At 52.7% G+C, this 20,542-nt stretch carries 16 protein-coding genes and 1 pseudogene; 12 read left to right on the top strand and 5 right to left on the bottom strand.

Features of this window, described 5'->3' with window-relative positions:
• Positions 1-89 precede the first annotated feature (89 nt).
• Positions 90-641: a TlpA family protein disulfide reductase gene (locus tag BM022_RS07350; protein WP_091138275.1), complete on the top strand. Its 552-nt coding sequence runs from the start codon at positions 90-92 to the stop codon at positions 639-641.
• 28 nt (positions 642-669) lie between these two features.
• Here BM022_RS07350 and BM022_RS07345 read toward each other — a convergent pair whose 3' ends face one another.
• The 4 genes and pseudogenes from BM022_RS07345 to BM022_RS15975 all read right to left on the bottom strand — a co-directional run bounded on the left by BM022_RS07345 (position 670) and on the right by BM022_RS15975 (position 3,379).
• Positions 670-1,269, bottom strand: a complete 600-nt coding sequence (locus BM022_RS07345; protein WP_143079548.1) for a hypothetical protein — start codon at positions 1,267-1,269, stop codon at positions 670-672.
• Positions 1,256-2,020 carry a DUF2490 domain-containing protein gene (locus tag BM022_RS07340; RefSeq protein ID WP_091138273.1) on the bottom strand — a complete coding sequence of 255 codons (765 nt, stop codon included), beginning with the start codon at positions 2,018-2,020 and terminating at the stop codon, positions 1,256-1,258. Before BM022_RS07340 ends, BM022_RS07345 begins: the two co-directional genes overlap by 14 nt.
• A gap of 375 nt (positions 2,021-2,395) precedes the next feature.
• A pseudogene (locus tag BM022_RS15980) lies at positions 2,396-2,935 on the bottom strand (TSUP family transporter); the annotation flags it as partial.
• A gap of 12 nt (positions 2,936-2,947) precedes the next feature.
• Positions 2,948-3,379 carry a hypothetical protein gene (locus tag BM022_RS15975; protein WP_256209033.1) on the bottom strand — a complete coding sequence of 144 codons (432 nt, stop codon included), beginning with the start codon at positions 3,377-3,379 and terminating at the stop codon, positions 2,948-2,950.
• Positions 3,380-3,660: 281 nt separating this feature from the next.
• Between BM022_RS15975 and BM022_RS07330 the strand changes: the two genes are divergently transcribed.
• A complete protein-coding gene (locus tag BM022_RS07330; RefSeq protein WP_177191650.1) occupies positions 3,661-4,029 on the top strand; it encodes a DUF2784 domain-containing protein in 369 nt (122 codons plus the stop codon).
• 162 nt (positions 4,030-4,191) lie between these two features.
• Positions 4,192-7,308, top strand: coding sequence for a DUF748 domain-containing protein (locus BM022_RS07325; protein ID WP_091138124.1), 3,117 nt, complete (start codon positions 4,192-4,194; stop codon positions 7,306-7,308).
• A gap of 143 nt (positions 7,309-7,451) precedes the next feature.
• Here BM022_RS07325 and BM022_RS07320 read toward each other — a convergent pair whose 3' ends face one another.
• On the bottom strand, positions 7,452-9,161 hold the full coding sequence (locus BM022_RS07320; protein ID WP_091138123.1) for an OprO/OprP family phosphate-selective porin: 1,710 nt from the start codon (positions 9,159-9,161) through the stop codon (positions 7,452-7,454).
• 309 nt (positions 9,162-9,470) lie between these two features.
• On the opposite strand from BM022_RS07320, the gene BM022_RS07315 reads away from it, so the two are divergent.
• The 9 genes from BM022_RS07315 (at position 9,471) to BM022_RS07275 (ending at position 20,477) form a co-directional block, all read left to right on the top strand.
• Positions 9,471-9,728, top strand: a complete 258-nt coding sequence (locus BM022_RS07315) for a DUF2024 family protein (protein WP_091138270.1) — start codon at positions 9,471-9,473, stop codon at positions 9,726-9,728.
• 64 nt (positions 9,729-9,792) lie between these two features.
• Positions 9,793-10,578, top strand: coding sequence for a S1 family peptidase (locus tag BM022_RS07310; protein ID WP_091138121.1), 786 nt, complete (start codon positions 9,793-9,795; stop codon positions 10,576-10,578).
• A 190-nt stretch (positions 10,579-10,768) separates the two neighbouring features.
• Positions 10,769-11,251, top strand: coding sequence for a helix-turn-helix domain-containing protein (locus BM022_RS07305; RefSeq protein WP_091138119.1), 483 nt, complete (start codon positions 10,769-10,771; stop codon positions 11,249-11,251).
• A 28-nt stretch (positions 11,252-11,279) separates the two neighbouring features.
• Positions 11,280-11,945: a response regulator transcription factor gene (locus BM022_RS07300; protein ID WP_256209029.1), complete on the top strand. Its 666-nt coding sequence runs from the start codon at positions 11,280-11,282 to the stop codon at positions 11,943-11,945.
• A 730-nt stretch (positions 11,946-12,675) separates the two neighbouring features.
• Positions 12,676-14,073 carry a TIGR03013 family XrtA/PEP-CTERM system glycosyltransferase gene (locus BM022_RS07295; RefSeq protein ID WP_091138117.1) on the top strand — a complete coding sequence of 466 codons (1,398 nt, stop codon included), beginning with the start codon at positions 12,676-12,678 and terminating at the stop codon, positions 14,071-14,073.
• A gap of 22 nt (positions 14,074-14,095) precedes the next feature.
• Positions 14,096-16,177 (top strand): XrtA/PEP-CTERM system histidine kinase PrsK, encoded by a 2,082-nt coding sequence (gene prsK, locus BM022_RS07290; protein WP_091138116.1) that lies wholly within the window; start codon positions 14,096-14,098, stop codon positions 16,175-16,177.
• Positions 16,178-16,227: 50 nt separating this feature from the next.
• A complete protein-coding gene (gene prsR, locus BM022_RS07285) occupies positions 16,228-17,580 on the top strand; it encodes a PEP-CTERM-box response regulator transcription factor (RefSeq protein ID WP_091138114.1) in 1,353 nt (450 codons plus the stop codon).
• A gap of 58 nt (positions 17,581-17,638) precedes the next feature.
• A complete protein-coding gene (locus BM022_RS07280) occupies positions 17,639-19,249 on the top strand; it encodes an acyl-CoA ligase (AMP-forming), exosortase A system-associated (RefSeq protein ID WP_091138112.1) in 1,611 nt (536 codons plus the stop codon).
• Positions 19,242-20,477: a pyridoxal-dependent decarboxylase, exosortase A system-associated gene (locus tag BM022_RS07275; protein ID WP_091138110.1), complete on the top strand. Its 1,236-nt coding sequence runs from the start codon at positions 19,242-19,244 to the stop codon at positions 20,475-20,477. The genes BM022_RS07280 and BM022_RS07275 overlap by 8 nt, the downstream gene beginning before the upstream one ends.
• Positions 20,478-20,542: the final 65 nt, after the last annotated feature.

The raw sequence follows: 20,542 nt of genomic DNA, 5'->3' as shown, positions 1-20,542 counted from the left end.
CACTAGGAATTTAGGACAGGATCGTCGGTGTGCCTGCAACGCGAAGAGTGCCCGGCGGAGTTTCAGCAAAACTTTTCGAGATCTGGTTGATGACAAAATTACAGCAAGTGTTGTTGTATGCGGGTGTTGCAATACTTGCATTGACTGCGGGTGTTCTCTTGCGTGGTCAGCTGACGAGCAGTAATGGCTCGCTCGAGGTGCCGGCCGATACGGCACGGAAAGGATCGGAGACAATTTTCGCGGCTAGCCTGCCGGACCTTACGAACACGCTTCAACCCATTTCTCAATGGCGCGGCAAGGTTATGGTGGTGAACTTCTGGGCAAGTTGGTGCGGGCCTTGTCGGGAGGAAATTCCCGAGTTCATTGAGCTTCAGAAAAAATTTGGCGATCGGGGAGTGGTTTTTGTCGGCATCGCCGTGGATCAGATAGAACGGGCAGCTGCCTTCAGTAAGCAAATCGGTATCAATTATCCCGTGCTGGTAGGAGACCTGAGTGTCATGGCGCTGGCTGATGCGGCTGGAAACCGGCAAGGCGCGCTGCCGTTCACGGTTGTTATCGACCGCAGCGGGAACATCACAGGGTCAAAACTGGGACGCCTCAGCCGAAGCAAGCTCGAGGGGATGTTAAAACCTCTGTTATAGAGCCATCTTCAATACTTAACGGCCGGTATTATCGCGCTTTGTAACCTCGTGCCTTCGTGATCTTCCACGTATATTCAAGGGTATTGTCGGACGGAACAGGCATGGAAAGAGAGCCTTTCGCCAAGGGTTCCAAAGCTAAAGCGATGTCATATTCCCTGCCGTTCACCGGGGTTTGATCAGATTTATTTGTTGGCGGAGTGAGAAGGACGGTAACACCTGTCAGCGCGTAGTCCTTATTTCCGTTAAAAATGGTCCCGCTGAAAATCCCCCAACCGAATCCCGCGCTTACGTCCAGCCTGCCGAGCGCATCGGCTGGCAGGTCGAGTTCTTCAGTCCTCACGTTCTCCGATCGCTGCTCGCAACCTGCTTCAGTTGCTGAAGCCGTATTCTGTCCGCTCCTTCCTTTGGCTGATCTATCGATGCATTGATTATAATCGTCCGTCGCGGCATGACTTGGAGCAGAAGCATCCAGGGATATCGCGAGCGACAACGACCAGATAATTAAGCTCGGGAATGAGAAGGAATTTGAATTCAAAATCAAAGCGGGTGGGTTCGCCACGGAATAACCAGAAAGAGCGTATATTTTTTTCCTACCCCGTGGCGAAAAGAGATTCTCAGAAATTTGCAAGCAGGTTGACTACTAGGTTGTGCCCCATGTAGTTGGCCCCGCGGCGAATAATGTACTGGTTCATGTATCCGATCTCGCCGGTGATATTTTTGGTAAAGGCGTAGCCCACACCCGTAAAGAACCGGTTTTGATCGAATCCTTGCCGGGGAACCCAATCGGTGTCGTTAAGACTCACAAACGCCTCGTCCTGAACAATGTAACTGAAGCCCGGTGCAAACGAGAGTGGAATGGACGCTTTGAGCAAGTGCCGATAACGAAAACCCACCCACGACGCGTTGTTGGGATTTCCATCCCCTGGGTTGGATGCTGACCCTATATGGTCGGGGACAAAGCGTTCTTCCAGGCGGCTGCGGCTTTGAAACTTCCCCCATGAGTATGTGTCGGCGTATATGAATTGTTGCCAGGCACGGTGCTCATCGTAGGTATTCTTGACGTAGGGAGTTGTAGTCGGTGTCCAAGCGTATCCGACCCAAATACTCATCTTTTCGTTGAGTTGGTAACCTATACCGGGACGTACGATAGCCTGGGAAAACTTCGATGCATCATCCGCAAAACGCCCCTGCCCTTCCGCCCACCACTTCACTTTCCCCAATATCGGATTATCCGGATTGACAAAGCCAAAATTGCCGGTCGCAGTCGCAGCGCCCCACACTCCAAAATCTGAAACATCATCGTCAAATTGTTGAGCCGAGGCGGTCCCTGAAATTGCCAGGCTAGACAGTAACAGAGCAGTCCCAAATTGCTTTCGCATCGTTTTCTCTCCCATGGATATTATTAAAAAATGTAAATGTCAAACCAGAATCCGCCGTTCATGCGTTACCGGATAATTGCTTGCGCTAAATGCGACTGCAAGAAACGTGGCCACATTAACTTGGAGGCGGTTAACTGCACAGCCGCGCTATTTAGGCACCTACCCCCAGGGGCCGACTGGACTGGATGAATCCGAAACAATAACGTGTCGCAACTTATCACAGCTTATCTGAAAAAAGTATCGTGCCGATGTGAGGAATTTGTCAAGCCTGAGCTTTAGAAAGCATACTTCCAGCATTTTCGGGGGACAGCTTTTCCTACTTCACAAGGGTGAACAAGACGTACAGGAATACCAAATTCATCTCTCGTCCCAATTTTAGCTGAACAGCGCGCGATGCAGGTTATACAGGCTGATGACGACTATCAGCATCCCCACTAATATCAGCAATGTTCGCGCGTGAAGCGTCTTGCACAATACCGCAGCGAAAGGCGCCGCGAATAGACCGCCGAAAACCAACCCCATAATTATGGTCCAACTGTTGGTTTCCATCAGCAGCGTGAAAACAGCAGCGCCGGTTAGTGTAAGAAAGAATTCGGCGAAATTTACCGAGCCGATAGTCGTACGCGGATCATTGCCCGAACCCACTAATGTTGATGTAACAACCGGGCCCCAGCCGCCGCCGCCCGCGGCATCCACGAACCCGCCGAACAAGGCCAATTTGCCTACATGTTCAGGTGCTTTGTCTTTGTTACGAAGACGGAGCGGCCGAAATGCTTTGCTCAAAATATAAATTCCCAGCAGCAACAAATAAGCCGATATATACGGTTTGAAGGCCGCGCCGTCGATCTGAGTAACGAGGATTGCGCCGATGATTCCCCCGAGGATCCCTGGCACCAGCAACCGCATGAACAAGTCCTTGTTTACATTTCAGAATTTCACGTGCGAGATACCGGAAACACCGGTTGTGAAAATTTCCGCGATATGAACGCTTGCGCTCGCGGCACCCGGTGTTGCGCCCGTCGCCAAGAGAAAGGTGGTTGCGGTAACGCCGTAAGCCATTCCCAGCGCGCCGTCGATCACTTGCGCCAGAAACCCGACCATCGCGGCGCTCCAAAAAACATTCCCGCTCAGGGTTTCCCCGACAATCTGCCAGCCGCCCGACCAGTTATTGGAAAAAAAGAACCGACCGATCAGAAAAATCACGAGCGCGATCAAAACCACAATGGCAATCCACATCGCGGCCTGAAGAAACGGATGCGCTCCAGGGTGAGATATTGGCTCCTCTATGGGTGGAAGCCCCAGCTCCTGATGCTCTGCGTTGACCGGATTACCCGTCAGATCCAGATTGCGAATCTTCATTTATTTTGTTCAGCCTGTTTTCCTTTGCGCGACACTATACCTATACGCATACACATCCAGAAATAACCTAATAGAATATATTTAATAACGCAATAGAATAAGTTTATTCTATTGCCATTGCGGGCTGATCGGTGAGGAGCTTTGTGGCACTTGCAATACGGGCGAGGAATAGGAATTGACTAATTGTTGCTTTTTTATGGAAAAGCACGCACGGAACGGTTCCAGTCACCCATGTTCCAAATATAAAACAACCTGAGCTTTAATCCGGGATGCGAGCGTTCATGCTGGCGGATATCATACTTGTCACTCATTTTCTTTTTGTGCTATTTGTCGTTGGCAGTTTGCCATTGATTTGGATCGGTGCATGGATGAGAGCCCCGTTCGTGCGAAATCCCCGCTTCCGGGTCGCACATCTTAGCGCAATCCTGTTCGTGGTCGGAGAGTCGCTGCTCGGCATGGTCTGTCCGCTTACATGGATGGAAGATTCGTTGCGGGGCACACAAACGGAAAGCGGATTCATTCAGCGGTGGCTGCATCGCATCCTTTTCTACGATTTCCCAGAAGGCGTACTTACGGCGATTTATGTGCTGTTTGCCCTTCTGGTCGCTGCAACCTACAAACTGGTGCCGCCGCACCGACGCCGGGTCTGAACCAATTGCCAAAACCGTCTCATGATTGACCCGTCTTTCTGCTCAGCGTAAAGTTCGATGGCTAAAAGCCGCCCGCTACGCCGATAGCATTCTTAACTTCCATGTAACCCTGCTGTATATCCATTACGTCAACAATCTAGACGATCTGTACCAAACACCACCATGTCCCTGGCCTCACTACGCCATCGTTTCGCCGCCCATAAACGTTTAGGAATCGGCCTGAGTGTTTTCGCCGCAATTTTTGTATTATTCGGCCTGCTCGCCTATTTCTGGTTGCCTGGTTATGCCAAGGCCAAGCTTGAAACGGCGTTGTCAGAAGCGTTGCACCGTCCCGTGGTCGTGCAATCGGTGGATATTCAACCGTATACGCTGGAACTGGCCGTGCATGGCGTCCGTGTGGGCGAAAAACCGGGGAGCACGGACGCCGACAAGGCCCTGCTGTCCGTGGACAAACTGTACGTAAACCTCAGCATTGCTTCGATTGCTCACCGTGCGCCCGTAATCAGTTCAATATCGATACTCGGGCCCGCCGTACGGCTGGTTCGGGAAGGCGAACAGCAGTTCAATATCAGCGATCTGATCGAAGATTTTTTGAAACAGCCGAAGGATGAAACGCCCACACTGTTTTCGGTAAGCAATGTCGTCATCGAAGGCGGCCGCTTCGAATTTGTTGATCGGTTAAAAAAAAGCCAGCAGGAAATTTCCGATATCCGTATTGGAATCCCGTTTGTCGCCAACCTTGAAAGTAGTGAGGAAACCTGGGTAGAACCGCATTTCAGCGCCGTGGTCAACGGCGCCCCGATCTTGATCGAAGGACAGGCCCTTCCTTTCGCGCAGAACCGCCAAGCTAAGTTTGAGCTGGAACTCAACGGCATCGATCTCACACGATTGGACGAATATTCTCCCATTCCGGTCGGCATCAAACTGATGTCCGGTTTTTTCGACGCTAAGTTATTGCTTACTTTTAGCCAAATTCCGGGCGAGCCGGCAAATCTCGTTTTAACCGGTCACACCGCCTTAAGGAAGCTGGAAGTTGAGAACCAGGCGACAGAGGTGCCCTACACAGCGAAGCTTGGACAGCTTGATATCGACTTAACCGAGATCAATCTCAACGGCGCGAAACCATCGCAAGGCGGTCTCATATTGACTGAGGCGACCGTAGTTCGTGCAGGCGATCCGGTACCGGCACTGCGCCTGCCGCAGTTGCGCGTGACTGACATAGCGGTCGACTCTAGGCGCCAGAGCCTGGCTATCGGGTCGGTGATACTGGAGCGGTTTAATGCATCAGCGCGTCGCGAATCCGATGGCCGCCTCGATCTTGCCAAATTATTTTCTGCCGCCCGTAAGGAGGGGGAGCCTGCCCCCGAAGCGGCGGCAACCCAAACTGAAAAAACTGAGGCGAGCAAGCCCTGGACGGCCAAGCTTGGAAGTTTAAATATTGTTGCCGCTGCTCTTCGTTTCGAGGACGCCACATTGTCGAACGTGGCGCCCATGGTCGCTGACCCGCTTAATTTAACAGTAAGCGAGATCGACTTCGACGGAGCGAGACCGCTGAAGCTGGAGTTGAAAGCCGAGATAAATAACGGCGGCAGCCTGCAAACGAACGGTTCGTTCGGTTGGGCGCCCTTGATGGTCGATCTGGTGGTAGACGCAAAAGATATCAATCTTGTCCCCCTGCAAGGTTGGGCTGGTGATCGATTGAACGCGGTGCTCACGCGTGGTGAACTATCGTTTCAGGGGAGCGTTAAAGCAGCGGCGACGGATGGCACGCCTGCGACAGTAGTGCTGAACGGTGACAGCCGACTCAGCAATCTTAACGCCCTGGACAAGTCAGATATGGCGGATCTCATGCGCTGGCGCAGCATGGACATCACCCGAATGCAATTTTCCAGTGAACCCTTAGGCATCAATATCGAGTCCGTAGCGCTTGCCGATTTCTTTGCTCGCGTGATCCTTACTCCCCAGGGACAGCTCAATCTCAAGCGCCTTATTCGGCAAGATGATGCCGACTCGCCTCCAGCGCCACCCGAAACGAAATCTTCCGCATCTTCCCCTGCGCCTGATTTAGCCCGTGCGCCGATATCAGTCCGCAAGGACATACCCGTGCAAATTCGCCGGATTCTTCTGCAGGGGGGAAACGTGAACTTCCAGGATCAGTTCATCAAACCCAATTACAGAGCTAGGTTGACAGGGCTGGCCGGGAGGATCGGCCCTTTGGATCCTAGAAAGCCGGGGGAGATCGATATACGCGGCGCGGTGGACAAAACCGCCCCGCTGACAATCGTTGGGAAAATTGACACCTTTGGGAGGGAGCTCTTCCTGGACATCAAGGCGACCGCGAAGGGTATCGATATGCCAACCTTCAGTCCTTACTCGGGAAAATACATCGGCTACGCTATCGAGAAAGGGAAACTATCAGTTGACATACATTACCATGTTGAGAAAGGTGAGCTGAGAGCGGAAAACAATATATTTCTCGATCAACTAACCCTGGGTGAAAAAATTGAAAGTCCCGATGCGCTGTCGATCCCGGTGGGTCTCGCGTTGGCAGTGCTGAAAAACAGCGCGGGAGAAATTGACGTCCATTTGCCGATAAGCGGCTCCATCAACGACCCGCAATTCAGCCTTGGCGGGGTGATCGTTAACGCGATTATCAATCTGCTTACCAAGGCAGTAACGGCGCCCTTCACTGTGCTGGGGTCGCTTTTCGGCGGAGAAGAGTTATCCGAGATCAGTTTTGCCCCTGGCGATGCAGCGATTACGGCTGAGTCCGAGAACCGGCTGAAAACCTTATCCAAGGCATTGGTAGATCGACCGCCGCTTGAACTTGAGATTACCGGTCGAGCGGATCCTTCGCATGACCCGGAAGCCCTGAAGCACAGAATGCTCGAACGCAAGGTTAAAGTTCAAAAATTGGCGGAGCAAGTCAAAAAAGGTCAGGCAACTGGAGATATCGACGAGGTCGAGCTCATGCCGGACGAGTATCCCAAATATTTGACGCTGGCTTACAAGGAGGCAAAGTTCGCAAAGCCGAAAAATCTTGTCGGTCTGACAAAGAGCCTGCCAGTACCGGAAATGGAGCAACTATTGCTGGCGAACATAAACGCCGACGACAACGAAATGCGCGAACTCGCTGAGCAGCGTGCCGCGGCTGCACTCAACTGGTTAGTTGAGTACGGCGGTATTCCAAGCGAACGGATATTTGTCCTGGAGCCAAAAGTCGAAGTGGAATCGGATGCAAAGAAATCTGGCAGCAAGGTGGAATTTTCGCTCAGATGACAGCCCCGTGCCGCGGAAAAACTGAGTGGCCTTCGCAGAACGCATGGGTTAAGTGTAGGTTCCGCAAAGGCGTCTATCAAGCTTGTTCCGAAGTTCCTCAACCATTCTGGATCGACAGCGACTTTATCTCCCGTCTAAAGAAATTAAAAATCGAACTGAAGCTGAGTCAACCAAGCAGCCAACTCGGCATTATTAAAGCCCGCGGTGCGCGCGATCGGGGAGCCACTCGTATCTACATTCAGAGTATAAATAATGTTGTTCTGTAACTTGACATTGGGGTGCGGATACCAGTTCAGGGCGAACCTCACCATATCGGCTTGTCCTCCCCTCACCACACCGCTGTTCAGGTTGATATAATCATAGCCGGCAGCGACTTCCCATGCTCCCCAGCCTTTACCGTTCCACTGAAAGTTCTGCTTGGGTTTTATCCGGTTCGCCGCGCCATTTCTGACATGATAGGCTTTCGACTCGCCCGTCAGGAAGTAACTGGCAAAACCATAATAGCCGGTGAAATGTTCGTTGTCATATCCCAAGCCGTTGATATTGGTTCTTAAATATTCTCCTTGAACCGAGAATGGACCATGAACCAGCCACCCTTCCGCTCCAAAGCGGTCATAACTATCGATCCGGCGCGCGTTAGGGTCATTCCGGTTCCCGATGCTCAGGTTGCCGGTATTGAGCATGTTCGTGCGGTCCACGTTAGTTCCCGGAAAGGCGAAGAATGCCATTCCGCCGCCTCCACCTCCCTGAGCCGAGGGCGTGGCCGCAATATCGCCGGCGGCAGTGTATTGCGTATTGACATCCGTATGTCCGGCTGAAATACCCACGTGCAAGAATTTCGTTTCGTCCTCCATCCAGGGTCTGCCCGATATACGGCCGATGCCTTCCCAGCTGGTATCACCCGATCCGTTATTGCGGCTCTGGTTGCCGGCGTTATTAACCGAGGTTGAGGCGGACGACCAAGGCCCGACCGGTTCTGTTTGAAAAGCGACGCCAAATTGGAAACGAGGAACCGCATAATTGGCGCCGATACCGGTTTTGTAAGTGTTGGGATTGTCGACGAATGAATTGACCGACATGTGACGTTCGATGAATGTGAGGAAGCGGTTGCTTGCGGCTTCTTCCAGGCTGAACGGTTCCTTGAAGGAACCGACCTTCACGGAGAATGGCTTGGTTACATTCAGCCGCACGAAGGCGTCCGTGATCCCCGAGGTTACCGAACCATTGCCGCGACTGAAGTCGTATTCGAACTTGTAATCCCAGATTTTCATGAACGTGCCTTCAACACCAAGGCGAGCACGGCGCAGGGTTGCACCGCTGTTCCACTCGTTTGGCGTATTGTTGCCGGTAGGGGGCGCAACCTCATTAATAAAGTTGTATTGCGACCCAACCTGTGCCCGTCCATTGACCGCAAATGTGAAATTGCCATCCTTGCTGGCAAAATGCGGCGCCCCATCGTGAAATTCAATGTGAACCTTTTCGCTTTCCTTCACCCGCTCCTCCAGCGAAGCCATATCGCTGACAAGGCGCGCTTCGCGCATCTTGGCCTTCATTTCAATATCCTTCCTTAGCGCCGCTACGTCGACTGCTTCCGCTTGTTCAGCCGCGACATCGGCACTAGTAGCGACACCGGCACCAGTCGCGACACCGGCACCAGCCGCGATACCGGCACCAGTCGCCTTGGCCTCAGCGTCTTCTTTTACGAAGGACCCTAGATGTACCCGTCCAGGACCGGGAGTGGCGAAAATCTGCTGGGTTTTTTTATCCACGTAAAGATCGAGGGCGAAAATCGTGGATGGTGCGCCGGTACCTAAGATGGCGGCCATGGCTAGCGTAACTTTGGATAACTTCATTCAATAACCCCTTTCCCGGTTTTTAGTTAAAAACTGCAGAGAGGTTACCGGCCAGAAGTGTCGGTTTTATTGCACTTTTATAACAGTTTGATGACAGTTCTGATGAGTTTGGTTTAATAGGATGGCAAAGTATTAAAATGGCGCGATCCGAGCCACAAAACAAGCGCAGTTGCGGAAAACCGTGAGGTTTTCCCCTGGACCTCAACATTCCACTTTTAGCCGTGCCGTGATAGTCTATGCGTGAAGTTGATTCAGCAAGCGAACATGCTTAAATCTTCCCTAGACCTTATTAAAACTATAGAGGCCCACATGGAAATTCACGTCTATGACACTTATGTTAAGGCCAAGGATGGTCACACCATGCACTTCGACGTATTCACTGCGGTAAAAGACGACAAGAAAGCAGTCGAATATGCAAAACAATGGTTGACCTCGATCGGCGAAGGCGACGCAACGGTTACAAGCAGAGAATGTAGTTTTTGCCATAGTCAGAGCGCGCCGGCCAACGTTGCCGATGCGATCAACAAGGACGGATATTTCATCTACAAGATGGAAGGCTGCAGTTAGTTCTCATCTGGTCGTAAAGGTAGCGATAGACATATTGCGGAAGTGTGATCAATAAAAAACAACAATGAATATCACACGAATTTGTCGGCGCATCCTCCTCGGCTTCGCTCAAGTAGGGCTCCCGGGCGTCCTATGTATTTCTCCGCTTTGGGGTAGCGAACTGGTAAAAACTATCGAGTACAGTAAGCCATCGATAGTTGGAGTGGGAACCTTTCAGAAGACACGGTCCCCCCCGCTGAATTTTTTGGGCACCGGCTTCATCGTGGATGACGGTCTCCATGTAATAACTAATGCTCATGTTGTTCCGGAAGTGCTGGACGCTGCCAATAAGGAGGCATATACCGTCATCACCGGCAAGGGCAAGGAGCCGGAACTAAGGGATGCGACGGTTGTTGCCGTCGACAAGGAACATGACCTGGCGCTGTTGAGGATTAGCGGTTCTCCGCTGCCGGCAATGCGACTGGGGGACGCGAGCAAAGTTCGCGAGGGACAGTCCCTGATTTTCACCGGATTTCCGATTGGAATGATACTCGGATTTTACCCGGTCACTCATCGGGCAATGGTTTCTTCGATTACACCTATAATTCTGCCAGCGCACAATTCGAGGCAACTCAATGCGAAGATGATCGGACAGTTGCAAAAGCCCGCGTATGCAGTGTTTCAGCTGGATGGAACTGCCTATCCGGGCAGCAGCGGAAGCCCGCTTTACGATCCTGAGACAGGCTGGGTTTACGGTGTCATCAATATGGTGTTTGTCAAAGGGAAGAAAGAGGCTGCTCTCAGCAATCCGAGCGGCATCACTTATGCGATTCCCGCGAGCTACATCATTGACTTGCTGCGCCGTAAATAAGTGACCGACCCGGCTTGACTTAATAGCGATTGAGAATTTAGCGGCTTGGCAGAGGATGGCAGGGGAAGGGTAGGCCAGTGGAGTAGGTCGGGCTGGCGGTAATCTGGGGATATAGGTGGAATTCAACCGAACGGGATTATAGATCGCTTAATTATCTCGATAGCCCGTATACAGGGTACAGGGGGAAACAATGCAAATGGTCACGGTGGCAATCGCCGATACCGATCCGGGACGGCGTGCGAGGGTGGAACAAGTCCTCCAAGAAGGGCCGGACATAAAGGTCCTGACGAACATTCTGCCTGGGGAAGGGAGGTACCTGATGGATCAGCCGGGTGAGCCTGATGCGGCTGTTAACGGGAAGGACATGGTTGAACGAATTGGTCGGATGAAGCCCCGAATTCTCTTTTTCCATTTGGACCCGTCGGCGGGTGCGGATTTTGCCTTGCTAGAGACACTGCACCGGCAGTGCCCGGAGACGTTCGTCGTGCTGTTAACCGATAAAACCGTCAAGGAAGAGCTGATCATGCAAGCCCTCGCAAGTGGCGCGCGCGGTTGCTTGAGCCATGAAGCAGAGCCATTTTATTTCTTGAAGGCCGTGCGCGTCATCGACCGTGGCGAGATATGGGTGACACGGCGAATGCTTGGTAAAATTATGGATAAGGTATTGCACTGACCATTCCTGGATGTGATCGGAGAGTTCCTTGATTTTGCTTGCTAGTTGGTCTCAGGAAAACCTTTATCGCTGGGAACAGGCGGTGAACAGCCTTGGTCCTGTCTTCTGCTCAACCAATCTGGATTCCCTCAGGGCGGAACTGGTCCGGATAAAACCCCAGATTCTGATGCTTGATTACGATTTACCAAATCTGGACGGGGTAAATGGTCTGACAGGCCTCATGAATTTGAACCCGGAGGCCAAAGTCGTTATTTTAGGCGGTCCTTTTTCGGACGAAACCGAGTGGGCTTTGTTCCGAACCGGTGTACGGGGTTGCTGCCGTCGTGAAACCGAGCGTGAGCAGCTCAAAAGCGTAATGATGGCGGTTCAGCAAGGCGAGTTATGGATACGGCGATCGCTTAGTTGGCATTTGCTAAACGAACTGGTTACGATTACTCAAGAAAAAAACAGAATCAAACAGGCGGTCGGCGAGCTGCTGGCTAATCTGACCCGACGCGAGTACGAGATCGCTACTCTGGTAGGCAACGGCGAAACCAATAAACAAATCGTGCGGCGCCTAGATATTACCGAGCGAACGGTAAAGGCCCACCTTACCGAAGTTTTTCGAAAGTTGGACGTGGCAGACCGGCTCAAATTAGCATTAATCGTCAAGGGATCGATTTCTCCTCACGACTCGTCACAAATAGGGCATTAGCTGGCTACGCTGCTCCAAGTGCTGACCCGGGGCGGAGTGATAGAGTTTCGTTCAGTTAAAGGCCACGGTACGACTGGTTGCCTTTGGCTGCAGAGGCGCCCTTGGACGTCCTTTCATCGTTGCATAGACTACAATCTCCGTTCTGCGCCCCCGACTTTCGCTAGAAAATGTTACCGGTGAATGTTGTGCCGCTTCCGCTTGTTCAAAAAGATTTTGCCGACGCGGGTTGGCGAAAGGTGAGACTATCGTTCATTTCTGGATTGGCGTACCAAAGTCCAATTGTTCCTGCAGGCTAAGTTGATATCATGCGATAACTGTAATGCATTAGGATGACTATCCATAATAAGAGCTGTCTCATCATTATGATTACCGCATGCGCTACAAGGTTCCGCTCCGGCGTTGCTGGTGCTTAAATTGATAGGTGGTTCGAAGCAACGCAATACACTCAATACGCTCGCTTAGCGAGCGTTGCGATTACGAATATTTTTCAGCGTCCCCACTATCCGGCGGAGAAGAACCCGCTCGGTTATATATCAGGTTATAGCCAATGTCTGGTATATCGAGTCAAAATAATGATGGGTCAAAAGTTTTAATTCGAGCACGCAATATGAGGTTTATGCGTGTGCTGGCACGAGCTGTTGCACAAGTGGTCGCGCGCGCTTAATAGCCGCAATAACAACGCTGATTGCAGTTGTGTTCTTTCCTGAAGAGCGCTGATAAGGGATCGAAATTGCTTCGCATATATAATCACTACATCTCCAGAACGGCAATTTTTCTAATCAGTACGGAAATCATGGTGCTGATATTCATGGTTTATTTTGGAGCGAGCCTTCGCTTTTTCGATCAAGTCGAACCATTCCCTTTCTCGTTGTCGTCTTTGTTCCCGGAAGCTTGCACGTTTACTTTCGTCATGATTTTAAGCATGGCGGCGATGGGATTGTACCAACTCGATTCCCGGCTCGATATAAAAGAAATCTTATTCCGTTTGATGCCATCGATGATGCTGGGATTCGGGATCATCACCTTAATTTTTTATCTACTGCCTGATCTTTATCTCGGCCGTGGCATTCTTGGGCTAGTCATGTTGCTTGCCTTGGCTGGAATTCTCTTGACCCGCGCGGCGTTCCTGAAATGGTCGAGTTTGGGAATCATGGAGTCCCAAGCCATCGTACTGGGTGTAGGGGGGAAGGCGAAGGAATTTGTCGAGCAGGCAAAAAACGATTCCGCCCGACGCGGCCTCAAGATCATCGGTTTTGTTTCGGTGTCCGACGAAGAGCTGCATATCCCTGCTTCGTCGGTGTTGCCCCAGATGGGTTCTTTAATATCTCTGGCTAATCGGTACCGGGCGCAGGAAATCATTATTGCGATTCAGGAGCGGCGCGGGGGCTGTTTTCCCATTCAAGATCTGCTTGAATGTAAGCTGAACGGTATCAAGGTTACGGACTCATCCGCTTTTTTTGAACGGGAGCGAGGCCAGATCAGGGTAAATTCCCTTTATCCCAGTTGGCTTGTTTTTGGCGGCGGTTTCGATCAAAGCCTGCTTCGTTCAGGGATCAAGCGCATCTTCGACCTGGTAGCGAGCGGGATTCTGCTGGTCGCTACGTTGCCGATCATGGTCATCACTGCCATTTGTATCCTTTTAGAGGATGGTCCCCCAATTTTTTATCGTCAGGAAAGGGTGGGAAAAGGCGGTAAAACCTTTATGGTTCTTAAATTCAGAAGTATGCGAAATGATGCGGAGAAAGGCGGGAAACCCCAGTGGGCATCGACCGACGATCCGCGCATAACGCGCGTAGGCAGAATCATCCGCAAGTTGAGAATCGATGAGCTTCCCCAGATATTCAATGTTCTGAATGGAGATATGAGTTTTGTCGGCCCTCGTCCGGAAAGACCCTATTTTGTGAACCAGCTCTGCGCGGAAATACCTTTTTACAATGTGAGACACAGCATCAAGCCCGGAATAACAGGATGGGCACAGGTTCGTTACCGCTACGGCGCCTCGGTCGAGGACGCCATCGAAAAGCTTCAGTACGATTTGTATTACGTTAAAAACCACAGTCTTTTTCTTGATGTCATTATCCTTATCGATACCATCGAAGTGGTAGTGTTGGGCAAGGGCGGGAGATGATATCCGGGCGCAGCCGCACAAAATGGTGACGAACATAGCGGCCGCCAGCTATACGCTGGCCGCGGTTGCGTACCTGGTGTTAGGTGTGCTTTTGCTGACAAGCTGGCGGGGCCGTTTGCACGGCATGGTACTGCCTATCGCTTGCCTTTTGTCCGTGCTTTGGGCGGCGGCGCTAGCGTACCAAGCGTCCCACGACTTCGCCCTTTCGCTCGTGACCGATATTCTGGAAATCGCCAGGAACGCGGGCTGGTCGGCGTTCCTGATCACCCTGTTGGGGCTGAATCGTGACGGCTTCTTCAACGGCAGGATGAATCCCGCCATGTCCATTATCGTGGCGTTGTATGTGGGGTGCGTTATTGCCACTTTTTATGCGCATGGAAACCTTGGCATTTTTCCAGCGCACACGTCCGACTATACCAACAGTATCATTACCAGTGTGGCAATGGCGCTGCTCGGAATGATACTAGTGGAACAGCTGTACAGGAACACGCCGGTTAAGCAGCGTTGGGGAATAAAATTCGCCTGTCTGGGTATTGGCGGTGTTTTTGCGTACGATTTTTATCTCTATAGCGACGCGTTGCTGCTGCGGCATGTCAATCCAGAAATCTGGGCAGCCCGCGGCATTGTGAACGCGTTTGTTGTTCCGTTGATCGCGGTGTCGGCCGCGCGAAATCCCCAATGGTCAGTCGGAATTACAGTATCTCGTCGCATCCTGTTTTATTCCGCGGCATTATTTGGCGCGGCCGCGTATTTACTGGCTATGGCCGCTGCCGGCTACTATCTTCGTTTTTTCGGGGGCAGCTGGGGTACGGTCATGCAGGTGAGTTTCCTCTTCGGCGCGGTCGTCCTGCTGATGGCCGTGCTGTTCTCAGGTACGTTACGTTCCTGGCTCAGAGTCTTTATTAGCAAGCACTTCTTTAGCTACAACTACGACTATCGCGAAGAGTGGCTGCACTTTACGCGCACTCTTTCGGAGAGCGGCCATGGATTGGGTGAGCGCGTGATTCAGGCTTTAGCGCAGTTGGTGGAGAGCCCTGGGGGCAGCGTCTGGATCGCGCGGGATTCAGGAAACTTCGAGCATGTCACTCATTGGAATATGCCCTCGGCGACTGGGATGGAGCCGGTTGCAAGCTCCTTCTGCCAGTTTCTAGAGCACAGGGAGTGGGTGATCGACTTGCAGGAGTATCGCACCAGCCCGGAAAAATACTCGGCAATTACGTTGCCCCCATGGTTGCTAGCTATTTCCAAGGCGTGGCTGGTGGTACCTCTCATACAGCATCGGAAGTTATTCGGTTTTGTGGTGCTGGCACAACCGAGGAGTAAAGTAAAGCTGAACTGGGAGGTAAGTGATCTGCTCAAGGTGGCCGGGAATCAGGCTGCGAGTTATTTGGCACAACACGAGGCCGCCAACGCGCTCATGGTGGCGCGTCAGTTTGAGTCGTTCAACCGCATGTCAACCTTTGTAGTCCACGATTTGAAAAACCTTGTTTCACAGTTATCCCTGCTGCTATCCAACGCTGAAAAACATAAGCAAAATCCGGAATTCCAGCAGGATATGGTTGAAACGGTCTACCTGTCCGTCCAAAAGATGAAACGGCTTTTGGAGAAATTAAGCGGTAGCGATTCAGCTGAGACACCGGCCCCCCTTTCCATCGCCCGGCTGCTACAGGAAGCGGTTAAGAGCAAATCGATTGCCGAACCCAAGCCTGTTCTCGAAGTGCAGGATTCCAACCTCACGGTTTATGCGAATTCCACCCGGCTGGAACGGGTTGTAGGACATCTCATTCAGAATGCGATCGAAGCTACGCCACGCGAGGGCCAAGTTCGAATTCGGCTGCAGAGGGAACAGGATTTCGCGATCATCGAAATAAAGGATACCGGGCACGGCATGAGCGAAGAGTTCATCCGCGAGAAGCTTTTCAAGCCATTTGTTTCCACCAAGTCAGCCGGGATGGGAATTGGTGTATTCGAAAGCAGGGAATATGTGTCTGAACTGGGCGGCAAGCTGGAAGTTACCAGCCGCGAATCGGATGGTACTGTATTCCGTATCCTTCTGCCACTCTGTCAAAACGTTCAAGCACTCAACGCGGCTACCGTAAAGTAGAGATTGCTACAAAAACTCGATCAAGAGAATACAACCGAAGGGGTATGTAAGTGAGTCAGGATAAAAAGAGTTTGCTGGTAATCGAAGATGACCCCGGGCTGCAGAAACAGCTGCGCTGGAGCTTTGATTCGTATGAGGTACTAGTCGCGAGTGACCGTGAAAGTGCGCTTGCATTGCTGAGACGGCATGAGCCGGCGGTCGTCACCATGGACTTGGGGCTGCCTCCGGATCCGGACGGCGCTTCAGAAGGGCTGGCCACACTTGTGCAGATACTTGAGCTTGCGCCGGACACCAAGGTGATCGTGCTGACCGGGAATCAGGATCACGGGAATGCGCTGAAGGCTGTCGCTGCCGGGGCTTATGATTTTCACCAGAAGCCCTTCGACCCGGACATGTTGCATCTCGTGGTGGAAAGAGCATATTACTTGCACGCATTGCAGCAGGAAAACCGCCGGCTGCTGCAAACGCAGACGCACTCGCTTATCACCGGAGTAATTACTCGCGATCCGGTAGTGTTGAAGGTGTGTCGCAATGTCGAGAAGGTCGCGCCGTCGGATGCGACGGTCATTCTCCTGGGTGAGAGCGGCACCGGCAAGGAGATACTGGCGAGGGCGCTACACCAGTCTAGTGCCAGAAGGGAAAAGCGCTTCATGGCTATTAATTGCGCGGCAATCCCGGAAGCGCTGTTGGAAAGTGAACTATTCGGCTATGAAAAGGGAGCCTATACTGGAGCGGTCAAGCAGACCCCCGGCAAAATCGAACTGGCCCATGAAGGTACTTTCTTTCTCGATGAGGTCGGTGATTTACCTATGGCACTACAGGCCAAACTTCTCCGTTTCTTGCAGGAAAGAGTAATCGAACGAGTCGGCGGTCGAAAGGAGATTCCGGTTGATGTTCGTATTGTGTGCGCGACGCATCAGAATCTCAAGAAACTGATCGAGGAATCGCGTTTTAGGGAAGACCTCTATTATCGTCTCAGCGAAATCGTTATTACCATTCCACCCTTGAGAGACCGGGTGGGTGACGCGGCACTACTTGCGCATCACTTCAAGAATAAATTTTGCGCACAGGAAAAGCGCGCGTCGCTCAGCTTTAGTCAGGATGCTCTTGCCGCCATCGAAATCCATCCCTGGCCCGGTAATGTTCGCGAGATGGAAAATTGCATCAAGCGGGCGGTGATTATGGCTGAAGGTCCGATCATTACCGCCGAGGATCTCGGACTGCAGACGTCATCAGGGTCGGCTGAACCCATCAATCTTCGTCAGATACGCGATAAGGCTGAATCCGATGCGCTTATGAAAGCGCTGGCAAGAGTGAACGGAAATGTAGTGAAGGCGGCCGAGCTGCTCGGAGTCAGCCGTCCCACAATTTATGATCTGATGAATCGTCACGGGATAAAATGACGCCCTTGCATGGATCACGGATCTTTTTGAAACTTTCTCAAAAAATTAAATCTTCGTAATGGCACACCTCGTACAAGAGCTTGTTTTCAACTCCGCCAACCGATTTCCCGACGAGGAAGCCTTGGTATACCGGCAAAGCCGGGTAAGCTACGCTGAGTTGGCAAACGACATCGACGTGGTTGCTAAGGCCATGCTGGTTTTGGGTCTGGATCGCGGCGACCGTGTCGCGGTCTATCTTGAGAAGCGCCTGGAGACGATTGCGGCACTGTTCGGAGCGTCCGCTGCGGGGGGAGTTTTCGTTCCGGTCAACCCGCTGCTAAAGGCGGAACAGGTGGCCTATATATTACGGGACTGCAATGTCAGGATTCTGGTCACCTCGGCAGACCGATTGAAGGTGCTTCTCCCTGTTTTACCCCAGTGCCATGATCTGCACACCGTAATGGTCATCGGTTCGGCAGACGCTCAACACAGCATAACCGACCTCTCGCGCACACTTGCCGCCCTGCGTGTCATACCTTGGAACGACGCGCTGATAGCGGCTGTTGCGGTGGGGAGCCACCGCAGTATCGATGACGATATGGCTGCAATTCTCTACACCTCAGGAAGCACAGGCAAGCCAAAAGGCGTGGTTCTTTCTCACCGCAACTTGATCGCCGGCGCGATGAGCGTGGCGCAATATCTCAAGAACGGACGGGAGGATCGAATTTTATCAGTGCTGCCGCTCAGCTTCGACTATGGCCTAAGCCAGCTCACCACCGCGTTTCACGTCGGCGCAACGGGCATACTGATGAACTACCTCTTGCCGCGGGATATTATCGGGGCTGTGGAAGCGGAAAGCATTACCGGCTTGGCGGCGGTTCCCCCCTTGTGGATTCAGCTGGCTCAACTGAACTGGCCAACTAATACATCATTACGTTATATCACCAACTCCGGCGGCGCGATGCCCAGGGCGACGCTTGATCTGTTGCGGGACAATCTACCCAATACTGCGATATACCTGATGTACGGGCTGACCGAGGCGTTCCGCTCGACTTTTCTGCCGCCTGAAGAAGTCGAGGCGCGTCCCGACTCGATGGGCAAAGCGATTCCAAATGCTGAAGTCCTGGTCGTGCGTGAAGACGGGTCGCTTTGCGCGCCGGGAGAGCCGGGCGAGCTTGTCCACCGCGGCGCGCTGGTATCCATGGGATACTGGAACGACCCGGAAAAAACCGCGGAGCGTTTCAAGCCGCTTCCTACCCGGCAGTCCGGGCTGCCCATACAGGAATTGGCGGTCTGGTCGGGCGACACTGTGCGCACGGATGAAGAAGGTTTCCTATATTTCATCGGTCGCCGGGACGAAATGATCAAAACATCCGGTTACCGGGTCAGCCCCACCGAAATCGAAGAGGTGATCTATGCGACAGAGCTGGTGGGGGAAGCGGCGGCAATCGGCGTCGCGCATCCGATGCTCGGCCAGGCTATCGTCTTGATCGTTACAGCGCGGACGGGACGCAATCTTGAACAAGACGAATTGCTATCAGCCTGCAAGCTTCATCTCCCTGCTTTTATGCTACCGAGCCGGGTCGAGGTTCGGGAAGGCAGCCTGCCACGCAACCCCAACGGTAAAATCGATCGCAAACTGCTTGCTCAGGAGTTCCAGAATACCTTTATAGAGCCTGCGCATGAGTAATATCCGTCCGAAGCATGCATCCATGGATCAATTCCCGGTGCGTGACAATTGCCTGCAAATTGGTGGCATTGCTCTCACGCAGCTGGCGCAACGCGTGGGGAGAACTCCTTTCTACGCCTATGACAGACAGCGGATTACTGAACGGGTCGCGTTGCTGCGGCAATGTCTGCCGGCTGAAATTCATCTCCACTATGCAATGAAGGCGAACCCGATGCCGGCTGTGGTGCAGCATATGGCCGGGTTGGTCGATGGCATCGACGTCGCGTCAGCGGGCGAGATGCGCGTCGCGCTTGATACGCCGATGGTCCCCGGGCGAATCAGTTTTGCGGGACCGGGGAAGACCGACGCCGAGCTTTCCTGCGCGATTGCGGCTGGCGTGGTCGTGAATTTGGAGTCGGAGCAGGAAATGGAGCGTATCGCCAGCCTCGGTTACCATCTTGGCGTTTGTCCGAAAGTGGCGGTTCGCGTCAATCCTGATTTCGAACTTAAATCCTCCAGCATGAAAATGGGTGGCGGCGCAAAACAGTTCGGCGTCGATGCGGAGCGCGTACCGGCAATGCTTAAGCGGTTGGGGCAGCTCGGCCTTGATTTCGAAGGATTTCACATCTTCAGCGGTTCACAGAACCTTAAGGCAGGGGCCCTGCAGGAAGCCCACGAGAAAACGGTGCAGCTTGGCGTCTCGCTTGCGCGGTACGCGCCGGCCCCAGTCCGAATGCTGAATATAGGCGGCGGATTCGGCGTGCCTTATTTCCCGGGCGACGACGCTCTGGACTTGGCAAGCGTGGGCGACAACCTCCGGCGCTTGCTCCCGGAAGCGAAGCGAGAACTGCCGGAGGCGCGTATTGTGATCGAGCTCGGGCGCTATATGGTGGCCGAGGCCGGAATTTATGTGTGCCGGGTGCTGGAGCGCAAGGAGTCGAGAGGTCAGACTTTTCTCATCACGGACGGTGGCTTGCACCACCATCTTGCCGCCTCTGGCAACTTCGGACAGGTAATCCGCAAGAATTACCCGGTCATCGTCGGCAACAAGGCTCAAAATAGCGTAAAAGAAACAGTCTCGGTTGTGGGACCGCTTTGCACGCCGTTAGATTTATTGGCGGATCGGATGGAAATGGGCAAAGCGGAAACCGGCGATTTAATCGTCGTTCTTCAGTCCGGCGCTTATGGCCTGACCGCAAGTCCCACGGCATTCCTGAGCCATCCCGCGCCGGTCGAAGTGCTGGTTTAATACCTGTTCCACTTCTTCACCCAGCGGACGGCATGCTTTCCTACCGGCTAGCATTCCGCGCGTAG

The sequence above is a fragment of the Nitrosospira sp. Nsp14 genome (assembly GCF_900113575.1).
In the GTDB taxonomy this organism is placed as follows: domain Bacteria; phylum Pseudomonadota; class Gammaproteobacteria; order Burkholderiales; family Nitrosomonadaceae; genus Nitrosospira.
The sequence above is the reverse complement of the archived record's forward strand: the minus strand, read 5'-3'. Positions and strand labels throughout refer to the sequence as shown.